The sequence below is a fragment of the Bradyrhizobium sp. USDA 4506 genome (assembly GCF_054058795.1).
The window spans coordinates 6,509,840-6,524,789 of record NZ_JBSSBM010000002.1 but is presented as its reverse complement, the minus strand read 5'-3'; the positions used below and the strand labels follow the sequence as shown (position 1 = coordinate 6,524,789).

At 61.6% G+C, this 14,950-nt stretch carries 17 protein-coding genes and 1 pseudogene; 10 read left to right on the top strand and 8 right to left on the bottom strand.

What is annotated here, in order from left to right:
• Positions 1-191: 191 nt before the first annotated feature.
• Both galE and ACVIHF_RS32900 read right to left on the bottom strand, forming a co-directional pair.
• Positions 192-1,202 (bottom strand): UDP-glucose 4-epimerase GalE, encoded by a 1,011-nt coding sequence (galE, locus tag ACVIHF_RS32905; protein WP_456778532.1) that lies wholly within the window; start codon positions 1,200-1,202, stop codon positions 192-194.
• Positions 1,203-1,299: 97 nt separating this feature from the next.
• Complete coding sequence (locus ACVIHF_RS32900; RefSeq protein WP_456793167.1) at positions 1,300-2,220, bottom strand: LuxR C-terminal-related transcriptional regulator; 921 nt, start codon at positions 2,218-2,220, stop codon at positions 1,300-1,302.
• Between the two features lie 461 nt (positions 2,221-2,681).
• Here ACVIHF_RS32900 and ACVIHF_RS32895 point away from each other — a divergent pair, with 461 nt between their 5' ends.
• Positions 2,682-3,338 (top strand): LuxR C-terminal-related transcriptional regulator, encoded by a 657-nt coding sequence (locus ACVIHF_RS32895; protein WP_456793166.1) that lies wholly within the window; start codon positions 2,682-2,684, stop codon positions 3,336-3,338.
• Between the two features lie 52 nt (positions 3,339-3,390).
• On the opposite strand, the gene ACVIHF_RS32890 is transcribed toward ACVIHF_RS32895, so the two are convergent.
• Complete coding sequence (locus tag ACVIHF_RS32890) at positions 3,391-3,807, bottom strand: VanZ family protein (RefSeq protein WP_092079104.1); 417 nt, start codon at positions 3,805-3,807, stop codon at positions 3,391-3,393.
• A gap of 612 nt (positions 3,808-4,419) precedes the next feature.
• The gene (locus ACVIHF_RS32885) at positions 4,420-4,656 is read right to left on the bottom strand and encodes a DUF6894 family protein (protein WP_028335246.1); all 237 of its coding nucleotides are present in this window, start codon (positions 4,654-4,656) and stop codon (positions 4,420-4,422) included.
• Positions 4,657-5,227: 571 nt separating this feature from the next.
• Here ACVIHF_RS32885 and ACVIHF_RS32880 point away from each other — a divergent pair.
• The 6 genes from ACVIHF_RS32880 (at position 5,228) to ACVIHF_RS32855 (ending at position 8,355) form a co-directional block, all read left to right on the top strand.
• Positions 5,228-5,488 carry a hypothetical protein gene (locus ACVIHF_RS32880; RefSeq protein ID WP_076834843.1) on the top strand — a complete coding sequence of 87 codons (261 nt, stop codon included), beginning with the start codon at positions 5,228-5,230 and terminating at the stop codon, positions 5,486-5,488.
• Between the two features lie 221 nt (positions 5,489-5,709).
• Positions 5,710-6,051, top strand: a complete 342-nt coding sequence (locus ACVIHF_RS32875; protein ID WP_456793165.1) for a hypothetical protein — start codon at positions 5,710-5,712, stop codon at positions 6,049-6,051.
• A 179-nt stretch (positions 6,052-6,230) separates the two neighbouring features.
• On the top strand, positions 6,231-6,947 hold the full coding sequence (minC, locus tag ACVIHF_RS32870; RefSeq protein ID WP_028335249.1) for a septum site-determining protein MinC: 717 nt from the start codon (positions 6,231-6,233) through the stop codon (positions 6,945-6,947).
• Positions 6,948-6,968: 21 nt separating this feature from the next.
• The gene (gene minD, locus ACVIHF_RS32865) at positions 6,969-7,784 is read left to right on the top strand and encodes a septum site-determining protein MinD (protein WP_057021178.1); all 816 of its coding nucleotides are present in this window, start codon (positions 6,969-6,971) and stop codon (positions 7,782-7,784) included.
• The gene (minE, locus tag ACVIHF_RS32860) at positions 7,784-8,062 is read left to right on the top strand and encodes a cell division topological specificity factor MinE (protein WP_026192121.1); all 279 of its coding nucleotides are present in this window, start codon (positions 7,784-7,786) and stop codon (positions 8,060-8,062) included. Before minD ends, minE begins: the two co-directional genes overlap by 1 nt.
• Positions 8,059-8,355 (top strand): hypothetical protein, encoded by a 297-nt coding sequence (locus ACVIHF_RS32855; RefSeq protein WP_057021179.1) that lies wholly within the window; start codon positions 8,059-8,061, stop codon positions 8,353-8,355. The genes minE and ACVIHF_RS32855 overlap by 4 nt, the downstream gene beginning before the upstream one ends.
• Positions 8,356-8,511: 156 nt before the next feature.
• Here the strand turns inward: ACVIHF_RS32855 and ACVIHF_RS32850 are convergent, their stop codons facing one another.
• Entirely contained in the window at positions 8,512-9,315 is an 804-nt protein-coding gene (locus ACVIHF_RS32850; protein WP_310881733.1) for an NAD-dependent protein deacetylase, read from the bottom strand.
• 153 nt (positions 9,316-9,468) lie between these two features.
• Between ACVIHF_RS32850 and ACVIHF_RS32845 the strand changes: the two genes are divergently transcribed.
• Complete coding sequence (locus tag ACVIHF_RS32845; RefSeq protein WP_253605159.1) at positions 9,469-9,849, top strand: c-type cytochrome; 381 nt, start codon at positions 9,469-9,471, stop codon at positions 9,847-9,849.
• Positions 9,850-9,869: 20 nt separating this feature from the next.
• Here the strand turns inward: ACVIHF_RS32845 and ACVIHF_RS32840 are convergent, their stop codons facing one another.
• Together ACVIHF_RS32840 and ACVIHF_RS32835 are read right to left on the bottom strand one after the other, a co-directional pair.
• Positions 9,870-11,027 carry an Ig-like domain-containing protein gene (locus tag ACVIHF_RS32840; RefSeq protein WP_310881734.1) on the bottom strand — a complete coding sequence of 386 codons (1,158 nt, stop codon included), beginning with the start codon at positions 11,025-11,027 and terminating at the stop codon, positions 9,870-9,872.
• A 178-nt stretch (positions 11,028-11,205) separates the two neighbouring features.
• Positions 11,206-11,670, bottom strand: a complete 465-nt coding sequence (locus tag ACVIHF_RS32835; RefSeq protein ID WP_028335254.1) for an Lrp/AsnC family transcriptional regulator — start codon at positions 11,668-11,670, stop codon at positions 11,206-11,208.
• Between the two features lie 161 nt (positions 11,671-11,831).
• Here ACVIHF_RS32835 and ACVIHF_RS32830 point away from each other — a divergent pair.
• Positions 11,832-12,847 (top strand): annotated as a pseudogene (locus ACVIHF_RS32830) (1-aminocyclopropane-1-carboxylate deaminase).
• 297 nt (positions 12,848-13,144) lie between these two features.
• Positions 13,145-13,390, top strand: a complete 246-nt coding sequence (locus tag ACVIHF_RS32825; RefSeq protein ID WP_233475642.1) for a hypothetical protein — start codon at positions 13,145-13,147, stop codon at positions 13,388-13,390.
• A 1,013-nt stretch (positions 13,391-14,403) separates the two neighbouring features.
• Here ACVIHF_RS32825 and ACVIHF_RS32820 read toward each other — a convergent pair.
• On the bottom strand, positions 14,404-14,715 hold the full coding sequence (locus tag ACVIHF_RS32820; RefSeq protein ID WP_225643050.1) for a hypothetical protein: 312 nt from the start codon (positions 14,713-14,715) through the stop codon (positions 14,404-14,406).
• Between the last annotated feature and the right edge of the window lie 235 nt (positions 14,716-14,950).

The following is a 14,950-nucleotide window of genomic DNA, read 5'->3' as shown; positions in this document are numbered from 1 at the left end:
GCAATTAGGGATTAGCCAATAGTCGGTGCGTCATCCTGCCATCCTGCCGATCGCGACCATTGGTGAGTGGTGGCGTAACAGGCAGCGGCGCGACTTGAGCTTGCCGATGCGAGCAGTCGTCTGGCTTGCGCGGGATTGAGCAGGCCTCGAACAGGACTGAAATTCTCGAAGGCGCAGACGGCTCTCGCCGACTAGGCGCCGCGATAGCCATTCGGGTTCTTCATCTGAAAATGCCAATGGTCGGCACACATCTGCGTCAGCGATCGCGTTGATGTCCAGCCCAACAGGTTCTTCGCGAGAGTTGGATCGGCATAGCAGATTGCGACGTCACCGACCCTGCGTTGGTCGATCACATGCGGAATTGGTCGGCCACTCACTTCCTTGAATGTCCGGATCACGTCCATGACGCTACTGCCGCTTCCTGTTCCGAGATTGACCGTCAGAAGGCCGGGCTGTCTCAGTTGGCGCAGCGCGCTCAGATGTCCGGATGCAAGATCGACAACGTGAATGTAGTCACGGATCCCGGTGCCATCAGGCGTATCATAGTCGTTTCCCCAAACATGCACCGTCGGACGTCGTCCGATCGCCACTTGTGCCACGATCGGCAGCAGATTGTTCGGCACATCCAGGGGATCTTCTCCGATCAGTCCGCTTTCGTGGGCGCCAACCGGATTGAAGTAGCGCAAGATGGCAATCCGCCAATCCTTGTCGGACCGATGAAGATCCCTCAGGATTTCTTCGATGAAGTATTTTGTCCGGCCGTACGGATTGATCGGTGCGACAGGATGCTTCTCGTCCAGCGGCAGGTACGCGGGTGTCCCGTAAACGGTTGCGGATGAACTGAAGACCAGCGTCTTGACGGATGCTCGCGTCATGGCCGACACGAGCCGCATCGTTCCCACGACGTTGTTGTCGTAATAGGTGATGGGTTGAGCGCTGGACTCGCCCACCGCCTTGAGGCCGGCGAGATGAATGACCGCAGTCACGTCGTGGGCGCGCAGGATCTGGTAGATCGCCTCTTCATTGCGAATATCGGCATGCCGGAAAATGACCGATCGCCCGCAGATGGCTCGTATCCGTTCGAGAGAGGCGCTGTTGCTGTTGGAAAGATTGTCGACCGCGACGACATCGAGCCCGGCGTCGAGTAGGGCGACAGCGATGTGGGATCCGATATAGCCGGCACCGCCGGTCAACAAGATCATTTCCGCTTCCGTTTCGCGTCTGCGTGGTCAATGCTCGCCGCGCGCGGGAAATCATCCCGCGCGGTGATGCCGATGCGCCAGACCGGACGAGTCTCAGCTATTTCCGCAGTCGGATCGCCCCGTCGGCTTTTGAGCTCATGTCCTTGCGGGTATGGCCGTTGGTGAGGGAGACCTCGAAGTAGTTCTCCGCATGGTCGATCGCGCCAAGTGGCGCCGGCCGGCCCGCTCTCGCGATCTTGGGAATTTCCCGGCCAGGTGGGAGGAGCCGCTCGGTCACGTCAACGATCTGATGCGCCGAACTGCTGTTTCTCGACCAAGCCGCAGATCGATGGTTCAATCCCCAGATTGCTGCCTGCGTTCTGTTCTGAACCCGGATCTTGCGAAGGATCGCCTTGATGTGAACCTTCACCGTGGCTTCGGCAATCTTGATCTTGCGCGCAATGCACTTGTTGGAATCGCCTTCAATCAGGCACTGCACAATTGAAACTTCCCGCGGCGAAAGTTGCTGAGCCAGCGTGTCATCTGCCGTTGCGACGGCATGATCGTCATCGTTGGGTACAGGGGCATCGTCCACCTCGCGTTTCTCGGTATCGAGAGCGGACTCCAAAAATGCCGGCGGGAATACCGTCCCACCCATCATGACGAGTTCGATGGACTTGATGAACGCGTCGCAGTTCATCACGTCGATGAAATATCCGGTGGCGCCGGCTCGGAATGCGGCGACCAGATCATTCAGATGAAAGTGATCCGCGACAACTGCGACACGTGCATCCGCGTGACGGCGCTTGAACGAGTCGATTTGCTCGACTGTCGGGTGAAAATCATCGCCACTATGAACGATGAGGAACAATGCCGGACTGGCGGGGGCTTTCTGAAGCGCCTCGTCGCTGGGCCAATCATCGGCGTCGTATATCGAGGTTAGGACGAAATTCTCCGAATTTAGAATTCTTGCAAGGCCTTCTTTGCGAAGACTATTTTCACCAACCAGTGCAATGGCAAAAGGATATCGTCGTCTCATGGAAACTCTCCCGGACGCTACAATGATACAAGCGGTTGAAGGGTTGAACCCGGTTCATTTTTGGTGGCCCGCCCAGCTGAAAAGAACGACGTAAAAACAAGCTTCCTCAGATTCGGTCGATAGAACAAACCTGGGACGAAAAGCGCTTAACCCACTCTCAAAATATTTAAGAATGTTAGATGCTAATCCCCAATATCCCTATATACCGTTGGTTATAGGCATTTGGGGCCGCCAAACTGACGAGGGTGGTCTCTCAGTCCTGGTCGACAGGTACGCGCTGAGGGTGTGTTGGATCGTCGCCGCGATTACGCGTTGTGCAATCATGTTTGTCGGCGCGCTCCAGGCGGTAGATTCACGGGACCAAGCGACAACAAAACCTTACTGAAATGTCTCATATTGGAGTAACTTATTAATGACATGGGCGCCGATCTGAACTGAGGGGGACTGAGGGTTGATCGGAAATGCATTTCAGTCGTGTAGTCATTGCCAGTAGATATCCAGTCGTTTTATTGGGTCTGAACTGCCTGCTCGAAGCAGAGCGTGATTTCAAAGTCGTTGCTCGCTGCAATGATATTGCGAGCTGCTTCAAGGCAATACAGAGCCTCGCGCCCGACATCGCCATTTTGGACATGTCGATGCCTGACACTTCTGGGCAGGCCATGCTCGAGGTCGCAAACTCCGGGGCGCTTGCTGTGCGGCTCGTGTTTCTTGCCGCCTCGGTTGAGGATCGCGATCTCGCCATGCTCGCAGCAGCGGGAGCTTGCGGTGTTCTTCTGAGCGAGGAGGAGCCCGAAACGCTCTTGCAGACGTTGCGGCAAGTCGCCGACGGCCAGAAGACGTTGCCTCCGCCCTCGTACGAAGAAGCCATCCCTTATGCGCAAACGACGATCCCGGAGAAATATCTTGCGGTGCTGACGGACCGCGAGCGTCAGATCATGCGCTTGGTGTCGGAGGGCTTGTCGAACAAGGAGATTGGCCGCCGTCTGAAGGTGGCCGACGGTACCATCAAGGTTCATCTGCACCACATCTTCCGCAAGCTCGAGATCAGCAACAGGACTGTCCTTGCTACGCTTGCCGTCTCATATTCCGGGCCGACCGGGTCTCCATCCGTCGAATAGCGGCGACGGACCGGCGTTTTTCATCGAGCTTCATGCGCGATGATCATCCCCGCTAGGCCAACGGGCTGTCTGTACGCCTGGAGATTACAGAAAACGAGCGTCGCAAGGCAGTTGCGATGAAAACGCCTGCACAGCAGCCGGCGCCTTTGACGAACATGTCCTTTACGTATCCATGTCTGTCGGGGAGCAGTCTTTGGATGAGTTCGAAGCCGACGACTATAGCGAGAAGGACGAGCAGGATTGGCAGCACGTGCTTCGGATAGGCGAGCGAAAAGGCGACCCCGATAATGAACAGAGCTGCAAAACGATCGATGTTCGCCGATATCAACGTGTGCGGACGGAATGCCAGCGGTGTGTCGGTGACGATGAAGAGGCCTAGGATCAAACCCCAGGCCAAGCATCGGAATACGGTTTGCGTCATCCCTTGTGGTTCGGCAAGAGCGCAGTAACCTGGTTTCATCATTCGCATTCGCAACTACTCTTCAGGCGTGGCCGTTTTAAAGATGGATCGTCGTTGCACGATGGGGTCAAGCTCAATTGCCGATCACCATGGCGGGCTAGGTTTTGCCAAGCCACTGGCCAATGTCTCTGGATCCGATGACCCGTTTGGGCCGGTACGGGTTGATCGTTCCAGCTGAAAGTCTCTCGATGCGCTGGTCCTCCGCCAGTTTCCTTGTGAACTGCTTCGCATCCTGTTCGGATACGAATGTCGCAGTCCTTCGTGCGTGCCTGTCGGGCGGAGCATCGCGTTGATCAATGAAGGAGACGTACCAGATGTGCCTTGCTGTCATGCGGGACCTCCGAGGTCAGGTCTAGGCGCGAATACAAATTCGAGACACCAGGCGGTGATATCTGAAAGCTGATCGGCAGAAAGCTTCTTCTCCATTGTGTAGTCGTGATTGGTTTCTGCGAGCCAAAGCAAGCCGGCGATTGGTCCGTCCGCAATGGACGGGAATTGCAGCTTTCGCTCAGCGTGTCGCCGGGGCTTTCAGAGTACTCCTCCTGGACATCAAGCTTGCATGCTTCGTTCCATCGGGAAGTTTGAAGATGGCCACGAGGCGCCGCAAGCGAGCGCTGCGATTCATGCCGCAATGGAAAACTGAAGGACGAACAGTGACTGGCCGCCCGGCTCGGGGCTGTCGCTGATTTCGACATGCCAGCGAAGATGACGCAAGAATGGCTCCGTCACGTCGTGCTTGAGTATCTCGCCGCTCAGTTCAATCGCCGTTGTCCGTGCGGCGAAAATGTCGGGAAGATCCAGGCCGACATCATCGAGCACTGAATGGCCGCCGTGGATATGAAAAAAATACCGCGGCATTGGTGTCTCCGGATGAGGCGAACATTCCGACGACTGCGACGAGCTCGACGCATCAAAGTGGTGTCATCGCACCACGGTGAGGCGGACGGCAAGCCGCTATTCTAGGAGGGCGGATCATCATTGTTGGGTACCCCGACGTGGACCTGCACCATCATCGGTTCGGAAGGTCGAGCGACGCATCGGGTCGACAGAGGAGACCAGCCGAATTCGTGCGGGCTTGTCGGCAATGAGCCAGCGATTCGGTCATCGTGATTTCGAGACAATGGCAAGCGGCCGGCGGGAAGCAGAGAGCGCCGCTCGTCACCGCGAATACAATCACGCCATTACAGAAGCTGAGGCAGGCGGCCGACCAGCGGGAAACGGCTGCGGACCACCGGACGCGCCGAGATCTGGTCAGGGAAGCGTGCGGCAATACCTGACACCCGAAGCCGGCAAGCAGTATTTCGCGACGGCCCCCGGTACTCGCCAAGCGCGCCGGCGATCAATTATTTGTGCGGTGCGGCAATATTGATATTGCATTGCAATAATAGCTGACTAACTCTGCTTCTCACGTGCCACTGAGGAGCCTTCCGTGATCAAGATTTCCCTCTCCACCCTTGCCGCCGCTCTCGCGATCGCAACCGCTGCGTCCGCTGCGGAGCTTCCGACCTATGAGGCTGCGGGCCTGCCGATCTCGGCGGTGCAGGCCGGCGTGATTGGCGCCGCCAACGCCCGCGAGCAGGCGCCTGTTGCGACCACGTCGGCGACGCCGCATCAGCTCAGCGTTCTGACGCCCCGCAACAAGATGACGACCGCGCGGGCCGCTGCCCGCACCGACCGCTCGGTCCACTGATCGGCATAGCCGTTCCCGGAAGGCCCGCGACGAAGTCGCGGGCCTTCCTCGGGCGTAGAGCAAATACATCGCGCGCTCAGCTGCGTCCGACGCAAGCTCGCGCCGCTCGCCGCCGCCAAGTGGCGCCTCACGCCGTTGGCGCGAACTCCCGCAGGTGGAGTTTGATTGCGGCGTCGACCTCGTCCGGGTGATCGACCTGAGGCAGTCGCCGAGGTCGAGAAATGGTGGCCGATCGTCAAGTCGGCGAATATCAAGGCGGAATAGCTACAACGATGATTTTCGGCGTGATTGGCAGATGCGCGCCAAGGCGTCGGCTGTCATGGCAGGGCTGGCAGCTTGCAGGCCCGGCACTGGAAATCGTCGCCGCGCTCGTCGGCGCGAACTTCGAATTCCTCCGATATCCGAACAATTCGGTTGCGAAGCGGGGCGACCTCGGAAAGCTCGGCGTGGCCCGTGCGTCGGCATTTCGGGCACCGCAGGATCTCAATCCAGTAGGTTTGGGTCATGACGTCGTCTGCAAACGCTCGCGCAATGATAACCCCGTCTGGCGCGAAGAAAATTGATCCAGCTCAAAAACGCGGCCGTATCTCCCCCAATTCCGCACCTGTTCAAACGCCAAAGCGCGTTTCGAGGCCCCGGGGCGAGCGCTGTCCAAATCGGTGAAAACCCTGACCGCGTTAACCTTTGATTAACCATGCGGTCCGATTGTTAACCATTCGACAAGACAACCGAGTCAGGGGCGATGGACGCAACTCAACAGGTCGCACGTCAGCAGGTCCGCATGCGCGGCCGTTCCTACGTTGCGTTCGTTTTCTCGCCGGTCGTGCCTGTCGTGTCCTGGCTGGCCGAGATCGACGCGACGCTGGCGAAGTCGCCGGGCTTCTTCACCGGCAAGCCCATCGTGCTCGACCTCTCGGCGGTCGATCTCAGCCAGACCGCGATCGCGCATCTGATCGGCAGCCTCGGTGAGCGCAACATCCGCATCCTCGGCATCGAGGGCGTCGACGAATCGAAGCTCGGCGCCAACATGCCGCCGCTTCTGACCGGCGGCCGGGCCTGCGCGATCACCCATGTCGAGCCGCAGAAGCCGCAGGTGCAGGAAAAAAACAAGGACAAGGACAAGACCAAGCTGCCGTCGCTGCTGCTGGAGAGCCCGGTCCGTTCCGGCCAGTCGATCGTGTTTGCCGAGGGCGACGTCACCGTGCTCGGCTCGGTCGGCTCCGGCGCCGAGATCGTCGCCGGCGGCTCGATCCATGTCTACGGCACGCTGCGCGGCCGGGCGATGGCCGGCATCAACGGCAATTCGGCGGCCCGCATCTTCTGCCAGAGGATCGAGGCCGAGCTGCTCGCCATCGACGGCTACTACCAGACTGCGGAAGAAATCGCCGACAGCTTGCGCAACCGGCCCGCCCAGGCGTGGCTCGAGGGCGAAATGCTGCGCATTACACCATTGAACTGACCGACCACAAGGAGAGAGAGAATGGCCAAGGTATTGGTCGTGACGTCTGGGAAGGGCGGGGTCGGCAAAACGACCTCAACCGCCGCGCTCGGCGCGGCGCTCGCGCAAATGGGTCAGAACGTCGTCGTCATCGATTTCGACGTCGGCCTGCGCAACCTCGATCTGGTGATGGGCGCGGAGCGTCGGGTGGTGTTCGACCTCATCAACGTGGTGCAGGGCGTCGCCAAGCTGCCGCAGGCGCTGATCCGTGACAAGCGGCTGGAGAATCTCTGGCTGCTGCCGGCGTCGCAGACCCGCGACAAGGACGCGCTGAGCGAAGAGGGCGTCAAGCACGTGATTGCCGACCTCAAGACCAAGTTCGACTGGATCCTGTGCGACAGCCCGGCCGGCATCGAGCGCGGCGCGACGCTCGCGATGCGCTACGCCGACGAGGCCGTTATCGTCACCAATCCGGAAGTGTCGTCGGTTCGCGACTCCGACCGCATCATCGGCATGCTCGATTCCAAGACGGTCCGCGCCGAGCGCGGCGAGCGCGTCGAGAAGCATCTTCTGGTCACCCGCTATGATGCCGGCCGCGCGGCGCGCGGCGAGATGCTCTCGATCGACGATATCCTGGAGATCCTTGCGACTCCCTTGCTCGGCATCGTCCCGGAAAGCCAGGACGTGCTGCGCGCCTCCAATGTCGGCTGCCCGGTCACGCTGAACGCAGCAAGCAGCGCGCCGGCGCGGGCCTATACCGACGCGGTACGCCGCCTGATGGGCGAGGCGGTGGAGATGACCGTGCCGGTTCAACGCAAGGGGTTGATGGATCGGCTACTGCGACGGAGGGCGGCATGATGAACGTAATGCGGCTGTTCGGCGGCCGCGCCGCATCGGCGCCCGTCGCGCGGGAGCGGTTGCAGATCCTGCTTTCGCATGAGCGTGGCCGGACCGGCGCGCCAGATCTCCTGGAGACACTTCGCTCGGAAATCCTGAGCGTGGTTTCCAAGCATATCGACGTCGACCCCGACAAGGTCGTGGTCCGGATGGACCGTGGCAAGTTCGTCTCGATGCTCGAGGTCGACATCGAGGTTCCCAATGGCGTGCAACGATCGAAGATGGTGGCGGCCACATGACGGCAGACAGCGATAGTCACATTGCCTGGCAGCGCGCGCAGCTCAAGAAGCTGCGGGCGGCGTTGAGGGCGATCGAGGCCGATCAGCTCGGCAAGGCCAATTGCGGCCGCGCGACGCAGATGACGATCGACGAATTGCAGCGCAAGATCGGCGAGTCGGGCCGCTGCATCGCGGAGTACGAGCGCCGTACCCGTCGCCCGCTGGCGACGGACCTCGGCAGCCTCGCCAGCGTCAGCTGGACGCACTGGAACGCCAACATGCCGATGGCCAAGGCGCCGCGCCACCGCGCGTGATGCGATAATTCTCCCGTCGTCATTGCGAGCCACCCGGTCGGCGCAAGGCGCCGCCGGATGACAGGCTCCGCGAAGCAATCCATTTTTCCGCATAGGCGGCTCGATGGATTGCTTCGTCGCTATCGCTCCTCGCAATGACGTGGAGAGAGCAGCGGCCTACAGCAAGAACGCCAGCGCGCTCTCGCAACTATCCTCGATCTTGAGGGTGAGCAGCTCGTCGGCGCGGGTGCGGCCGAGATTGACGGCGGCGATCGGCAGGCCGCGCTGCTCTGCCATCCGGACGAAGCGAAAGCCGGAATAGACCATCAGCGAGGAGCCGACCACCAGCACGGCGTCGGCCTGCTCGAGATGCGCCTGCGCCGACGCGACTGTATCGCGCGGCACGTTCTCGCCGAAGAACACCACATCGGGCTTCAGCACGCCGCCGCAGGCCTCGCAGGCCGGCACCACGAACGACGAAAAATCCTGATCGAGATCGGCGTCGCCGTCGGGAGCGTCGGCGGCATCGAGCGTGAGCCAGGCGGGGTTTCGTCGCGCGAGCTCGTGCTGGAATTGTTCGCGCAGCATCGTCGCGCCGCAGCCGAGGCAGCGCACCACGTCTAATCGGCCGTGCAGGTCGATCACCCGCTGGCTGCCGGCGGCCTGGTGCAGGCGGTCGACATTCTGTGTCAGCAGCAGCTCGCAGCGCCCCTGCTGTTCGAGCTTGGCCAGCGCGCGATGCGCGCCATTCGGCGCGGCGCGGCCGAACCGCCGCCAGCCCACCATGCTGCGCGCCCAATAGCGTTGCCGCGTCGCCGCCTCGCCCAAAAACGCCTGGATGGTGACCGGGCGCGTCCGCTTCCAGTTGCCGTCGCTGTCGCGATAATCGGGAATGCCGGAATTGGTGCTGCAGCCGGCCCCGGTCAGGACAAACAGGCGCTGGTGGCCGGCGACGAAATCCTCGAGGGCGGGGTGTGGCATGGCAGCACATCTAGTGCGGCGCACGCACCTGCGCCAGATGTGGGGCCTGCCGCGAGCGGACCTTTCACGCCGCCTCTGCGTTGACGGCATGGCATCCGAGACGTGGTGCTGCGCGCGCCCGTTTGCCTGGCGCAATTGCCGACGGAGTGATCGATGCGGCCGGGATTCATCATCGTCGTTTGCGGACTGGTGTCGTTGGCGTCATCGCCGTCCCATGGTCAGGATGCGGGCGTGTCCGGCGAGCAGGCGTTCAACAACTCCTGCCGCACCTGCCATACGGTCAAGGACGGCGACAACCGCGTTGGCCCGAACCTGCACAATGTCGTCGGCCGCAAGGCCGGATCGGTTGCGAGCTTTCCTTATTCGGAGGCGATGAAATCATCCGACATCGTCTGGGATGAGAGCACGCTGCTGCGCTTCATCGAAGATCCCGAGGCCGTGGTGTCGGGCAACGGCATGAAGCCGTATACCGGCGTGCGCTCGGCGGAAGATCGCGCCAGGATCGTGGCGTTCTTGAAATCTCCCGGCAAGTGACCGTTGGCGGTAGGCCGGTCTCACTTTGCCGGCACGACGAAGACCTGGCCGGGATAGATCAAATTGGGATTGCGGATCTGCTGCGAATTGGCCCGATAGATCACGGCGTAGCGCTGTCCGGCGCCGAATGCGCGCTGGCTGATCCGCCACAGGCTGTCGCCGCGGGCGACGGTGGTCGTGGTGATCTTCGGCACGATCACAGCGGAGGGGGACTTCACATCAGATGCGGTGGCGGTTGCCGCCGCGGCGAGCTGCGGTTTGGCCACATCCGCACGGCCGGACGAGGTTGGCGATGCCGGGATCGATGCGGTCGTCATCGTGTCCGGAACGTTGAACGGCACCTCGGCCCGCGCGCGGACCTTGCCGGAAGTGGGGTCGACGTCGTCAAGCCGCACCTGATAGTTGCCGGCGGTCACGCCCTTGTTGATCGTGACCGAGAGGTGCCCCGCCTCGTCGGCCGTCGCGGACGTGATCAAGCTGCCGTTGAGATAGAGCCTGACGGTCGCGCCGGGAGCTGCCTGACCGCTCACATGGAGCTTGCCGTCCGGTTCGGTCTCGACGGCCTCGATGGCCACTTTCCCAGCCGCCGGCGCCGTGGCAGCAGGTTGCGACAGCACGCGGACCGGTTTGTCCGGTGCCATCAGCGCCACCATCGGCCGCTCCCTCGTCGCAGCCTCGAGCGCCACCGCCACGCTTTGCTTGGAGGTCACCTGCTTGCCGTCGCGCGTCATGCGCAGGGTGAGGTCATAGTTTCCCGGCGGAAGCGGGCGCGGGACCATGACGAACTGGCCGGACTTGTCCACCACGACGCGATCGTGCACCTCGCCATTGCGCAGCAGTTCCACCGTCGTGCCCGGTAGCGCCCGGCCGGCGACAACGGTCTCGCCGGTCGGCTCGATGTTGACGACGTCGAACTCCGGCACCGCGTCGCCGCCTGGTGCCGGCGCCGGTCCTGCCAGCACGTCGGCCAGGGCCGCGGTCTCGGTTTGCGCCTTTGCCAGCGCGGTCTTGTTTTGGTCTCGCGCCGGAGCCGCTGGCGCGGATGGTGCCGTCGCCGTCAAAGGCGTGCTCCCGCCCAGGATTTGCTGGGTTTGGCGGATGCCGAAGACGAGCGCCGCCGTGCCGCCGGCGGCAAGTGCCAGCAACGGAATGACCAGTCGGATCGCCGTGGCGTTCATGATTGTCATCCGCGGATGATGTCCCCCGCGCATCCGCGCGCGACCCCCGCCCCCCGCGGGGATTTAGTGAGAGACTGCGCCGGTTTGCGCCGGCCATCAAGTCGGATGAAGGGATTACTTCTCTCGGGCAGGCCCTGGCGGCTCACGGCGCTCGGCCCGCGGCGGGATCACGTCAGGTTCAGAACTCCAGCGCCGCATTGTCCACCACCTCCTTCATGACGAAGAAGGTGCGGGTCTGCCGCACGCCGGGCAGCGCGATCAGCTGATCGCCATGGATGCGCTTGAAGTCGTCGACGTCGCCGGCGCGGATCTTGAGGAAGTAGTCGAAATCGCCGGCGACGAGGTGGCAGTCGAGCACGCACTTCAGCTTTGCCACCGCCTGCTCGAAGCTCGCAAAGCTTTCCGGCGTCGAGCGGTCGAGCACGACGCCGACCATCACCAACGTGCCCTTGCCGAGCTTGCGCGGCGCCACCATGGCGCGGACGCCGCTGAGATAACCCTCGTCGAACAGCGCTTGCGTCCGGCGATGGCAGGTGGCGGGGCTGACGCCGACCTGATCGGCCAGCTCGGCATTGCTGAGCCGGCCGTTCTTTTGCAGCAATCTCAACATCTTGAGGTCGATGCGGTCGAGCCGGGCGGGCATGGAAGAATCTCTCATCAGTGGCGAATTTCATGAAAGAAAATATATCATCTTGGCCAAATCCAGCAATCTTCAGGAACTACGTGAGCTGAGTTAGAGAGCACCTTTCGCGCCAGGGGTGATAGCTGTGGCCGCCGTTTCAGACCACCAAAGAGGATGCCAGCATGCTGGAGAAGTTCGCGCGCTATCCACTCACATTCGGGCCGACCGCCATCGAGAAGCTCGATCGGCTGTCAAAGCATCTCGGCGGCAAGGTCGAGCTCTATGCCAAGCGCGAGGATTGCAATTCCGGGCTCGCCTATGGCGGCAACAAGCTGCGCAAGCTCGAATACATCATCCCCGACGCGATCGCCTCCAACGCCGACACGCTGGTCTCGATCGGCGGCGTGCAGTCGAACCACACCCGCATGGTTGCAGCCGTCGCGGCCAAGATCGGCATGAAGTGCCGGCTGGTGCAGGAAAGCTGGGTGCCGCATGAGGACGCCGTCTATGACCGCGTCGGCAACATCCTGCTGTCGCGCGTGATGGGCGCCGATGTGCGCCTGGTCGACGAAGGTTTTGACATCGGCATCCGCAAGAGCTGGGAGCAGGCGATCGAGGAGGTGAAAGCCTCCGGCGGCAAGCCCTATGCGATCCCGGCCGGCGCTTCCGTGCACAAGTTCGGCGGGCTCGGTTATGTCGGCTTCGCCGAAGAGGTGCGCGCGCAGGAGCGCCAGCTCGGCGTCAAGTTCGACTACATCGTGGTCTGCACGGTGACCGGCTCGACCCATGCCGGCATGCTGGTCGGCTTCGCCGCCGACGGGCGCGCGCGCAACGTGATCGGCATCGACGGGTCGTTCACGCCTGATCAGACCAAGGCGCAGGTGCTGTCGATCGCGCAGAACACCGCAAAGCTGGTCGAGCTTGGCCGCGACATTGTCGAGGATGATGTCGCTTGCTGATCGAGGACTACGCCTATCCCGCCTACGGCGTGCCGTCGGAGGAGACCAAGGAGGCGATCCGCCTCAGCGCGCGGCTCGAGGGCATGATCACCGACCCCGTCTATGAGGGCAAGTCGATGCAGGGCATGATCGATCTGGTCCAGAAGGGTTATTTCCCCGCCGGATCGAAGGTGCTCTACGCCCATCTCGGCGGCGCACCGGCGCTCAACGGCTACGCCTACGCGTTCAGGAACGGCTGAGGCGAGCGGGCTTCTAATTTCGTGGCTGCATCCGGGCTACGCATTCTTACCTCCCCTTGAAAAGGGGAGGTCGCTTTGCTCGCAGAGCAAAGCGGGTGGGGATCTGCTCTCTCCGCTTGCAGCATCAGCCTGCGGCTGACCCCCATCCCGACCTTCCCCCTTTCAGGGGGAAGGAACTGGTGGGCTTCTGATTTCGTGGCTGCATCCGAGTTACGTTCCATGTCCCACGTCAGGTCCGCGTCAGCTTCGCCCGGTATTTTTGCCGGGCCGGGCGAGTTGGGAGACCATCGCGTGAGGATGATGAATGCGGCCGGCCGAGCCATCGCCGCGCTCGGCGTTGGCATCGTCGCCGTGGGGCACTGGGTCTGGACCTACCAGGGCCAGGGTGCCGCGCCGCATCCCCGCCTGCTGGCGATGAATCATGCGGTCGAGCTCTACGCCGGCATCTTCCTGATCGGCGTCGGCGTCCATGCCCTCGCATCCTGGTACTGGTTCAGCGATCCAAATCCGCCGGCGCGCTCCTCGGTCGGGGAGCCGCAGTAGCGTCCGCCTTGGCGGCAATGCTCCGGTTGAGGTGCTGTCCTGGTTAGGGCACTCGGAGAGGGGAATTCGGACATCTGATGCCCGGTGGAATCTGGAAATTGGACACAGCCGCTGACTGACATACGCTAAAGCGCCCGCCGATCCGACGTGTAATGCTTTGAACATTATGTTCAGGACCGATTTAGATGGCGTCGAGTTCAGCCTCATAGGCTTGGCGGGGATATCGCTCGTCGCGTTCATTATCAGCTTAGGCTGGCTTCTGATCGGCTGAACTGCCGTAGCTCATTGGAAACGTCAACTTGGCCTTAGCGCTCTCCCGGCGCTGGGGCCGTTTTCTAATCAGGACACTTCCAAAATCAACTTGGGACACGGGGCCTAAATGCGGACAGCGCCCCGGTTGAGATGCTGTCCCAGTTAGGACATTCGCTTGGGGAAATCAGGACACTCATTCACATATGCAAATGCCCTTCCGTACCATCGAGGTTCTAGCTCACGCGGGGGTGTCCATAATCTTTCCCTACCCCACGGGCGCTCCTCGGCCTCAGCCTCCTTGCCCGAGTGCTGGGGCCGTTTCCTTGAGGGCGTCACGGGGAACAGTTTCGCTGGAGGGCCTGATTGATCGCCACTCTCTACGTCGCCATCTCGGATTGGTGTGCCAGCATACGCGATTGGGCTGCGACGTTCCGGACAATGGCGCGCTCGGGAGCGAGTAGCTTCAAGGCCACATCATCACACTGCGCTGCCATCGCTCGCATCTCTTCCGACGTCATGCTGTCGTATTAGAGGGCGCTTCGACCGGGGCTGCATTTGCCCATGTTTCAGCCCCAAGCTGGGGATTGTGCCGGAGATTCAGCCGCGAGCTTGCGGAGAATGGATCGCAACCACAGGAAGGGACGCGCCGCTCTCATTTGGCGTGACGGCTAACTCGGAAGCAGAAGTGCGCGAGCGATTTGAATCGAGCTTGCGCCGATGGATCGAGATCATAAACGGAGAGGCCGCCAACTGAGGCGGCCTTACTCAACGACGCCTTTGATATCGGACCTTCGCCGGAACAGTTTTATTTGTCCGATCAGCGGTCGGATCAGATATTTTAGAATTAGGCCGAGACAGACGATCGGCACCAAGATCGGCAAGTATGCCAAAATCGCAAGAGCGGCCAACCATTCCGGGCTGCGCTGCTCCCGCCAATAATACACCGACGCCGCGATGACGTGGGCCACCAATAGCGCCGCCCAGATGGCTAGCGCGACGTTGACCGGCTCATCGAATGTCAACGCTTCCCATGCGGCTTCACCCGGCCCTGAAGGCGCGCTTTCGCTTTCCATGGCTTGCTCGACCTCCCTCAGCTTCCAACCCCTGCGATGGCGGGCTTATTCCATGCGGAATGCTAAGCGGGACGGTAGCGGAGGCTGGAACTCCGTTCACCCACGGAGAACCCCGGTAACACTTCTGCCCTGTGGAGGGAGAACACTTGGCGGATTGCAAAAGCCAGAACATCTGGCGTGCGACTCAGTAGTCTTGCCGAGAACATCGGCCAAGTTACGATTTTCGTTCGCTTAA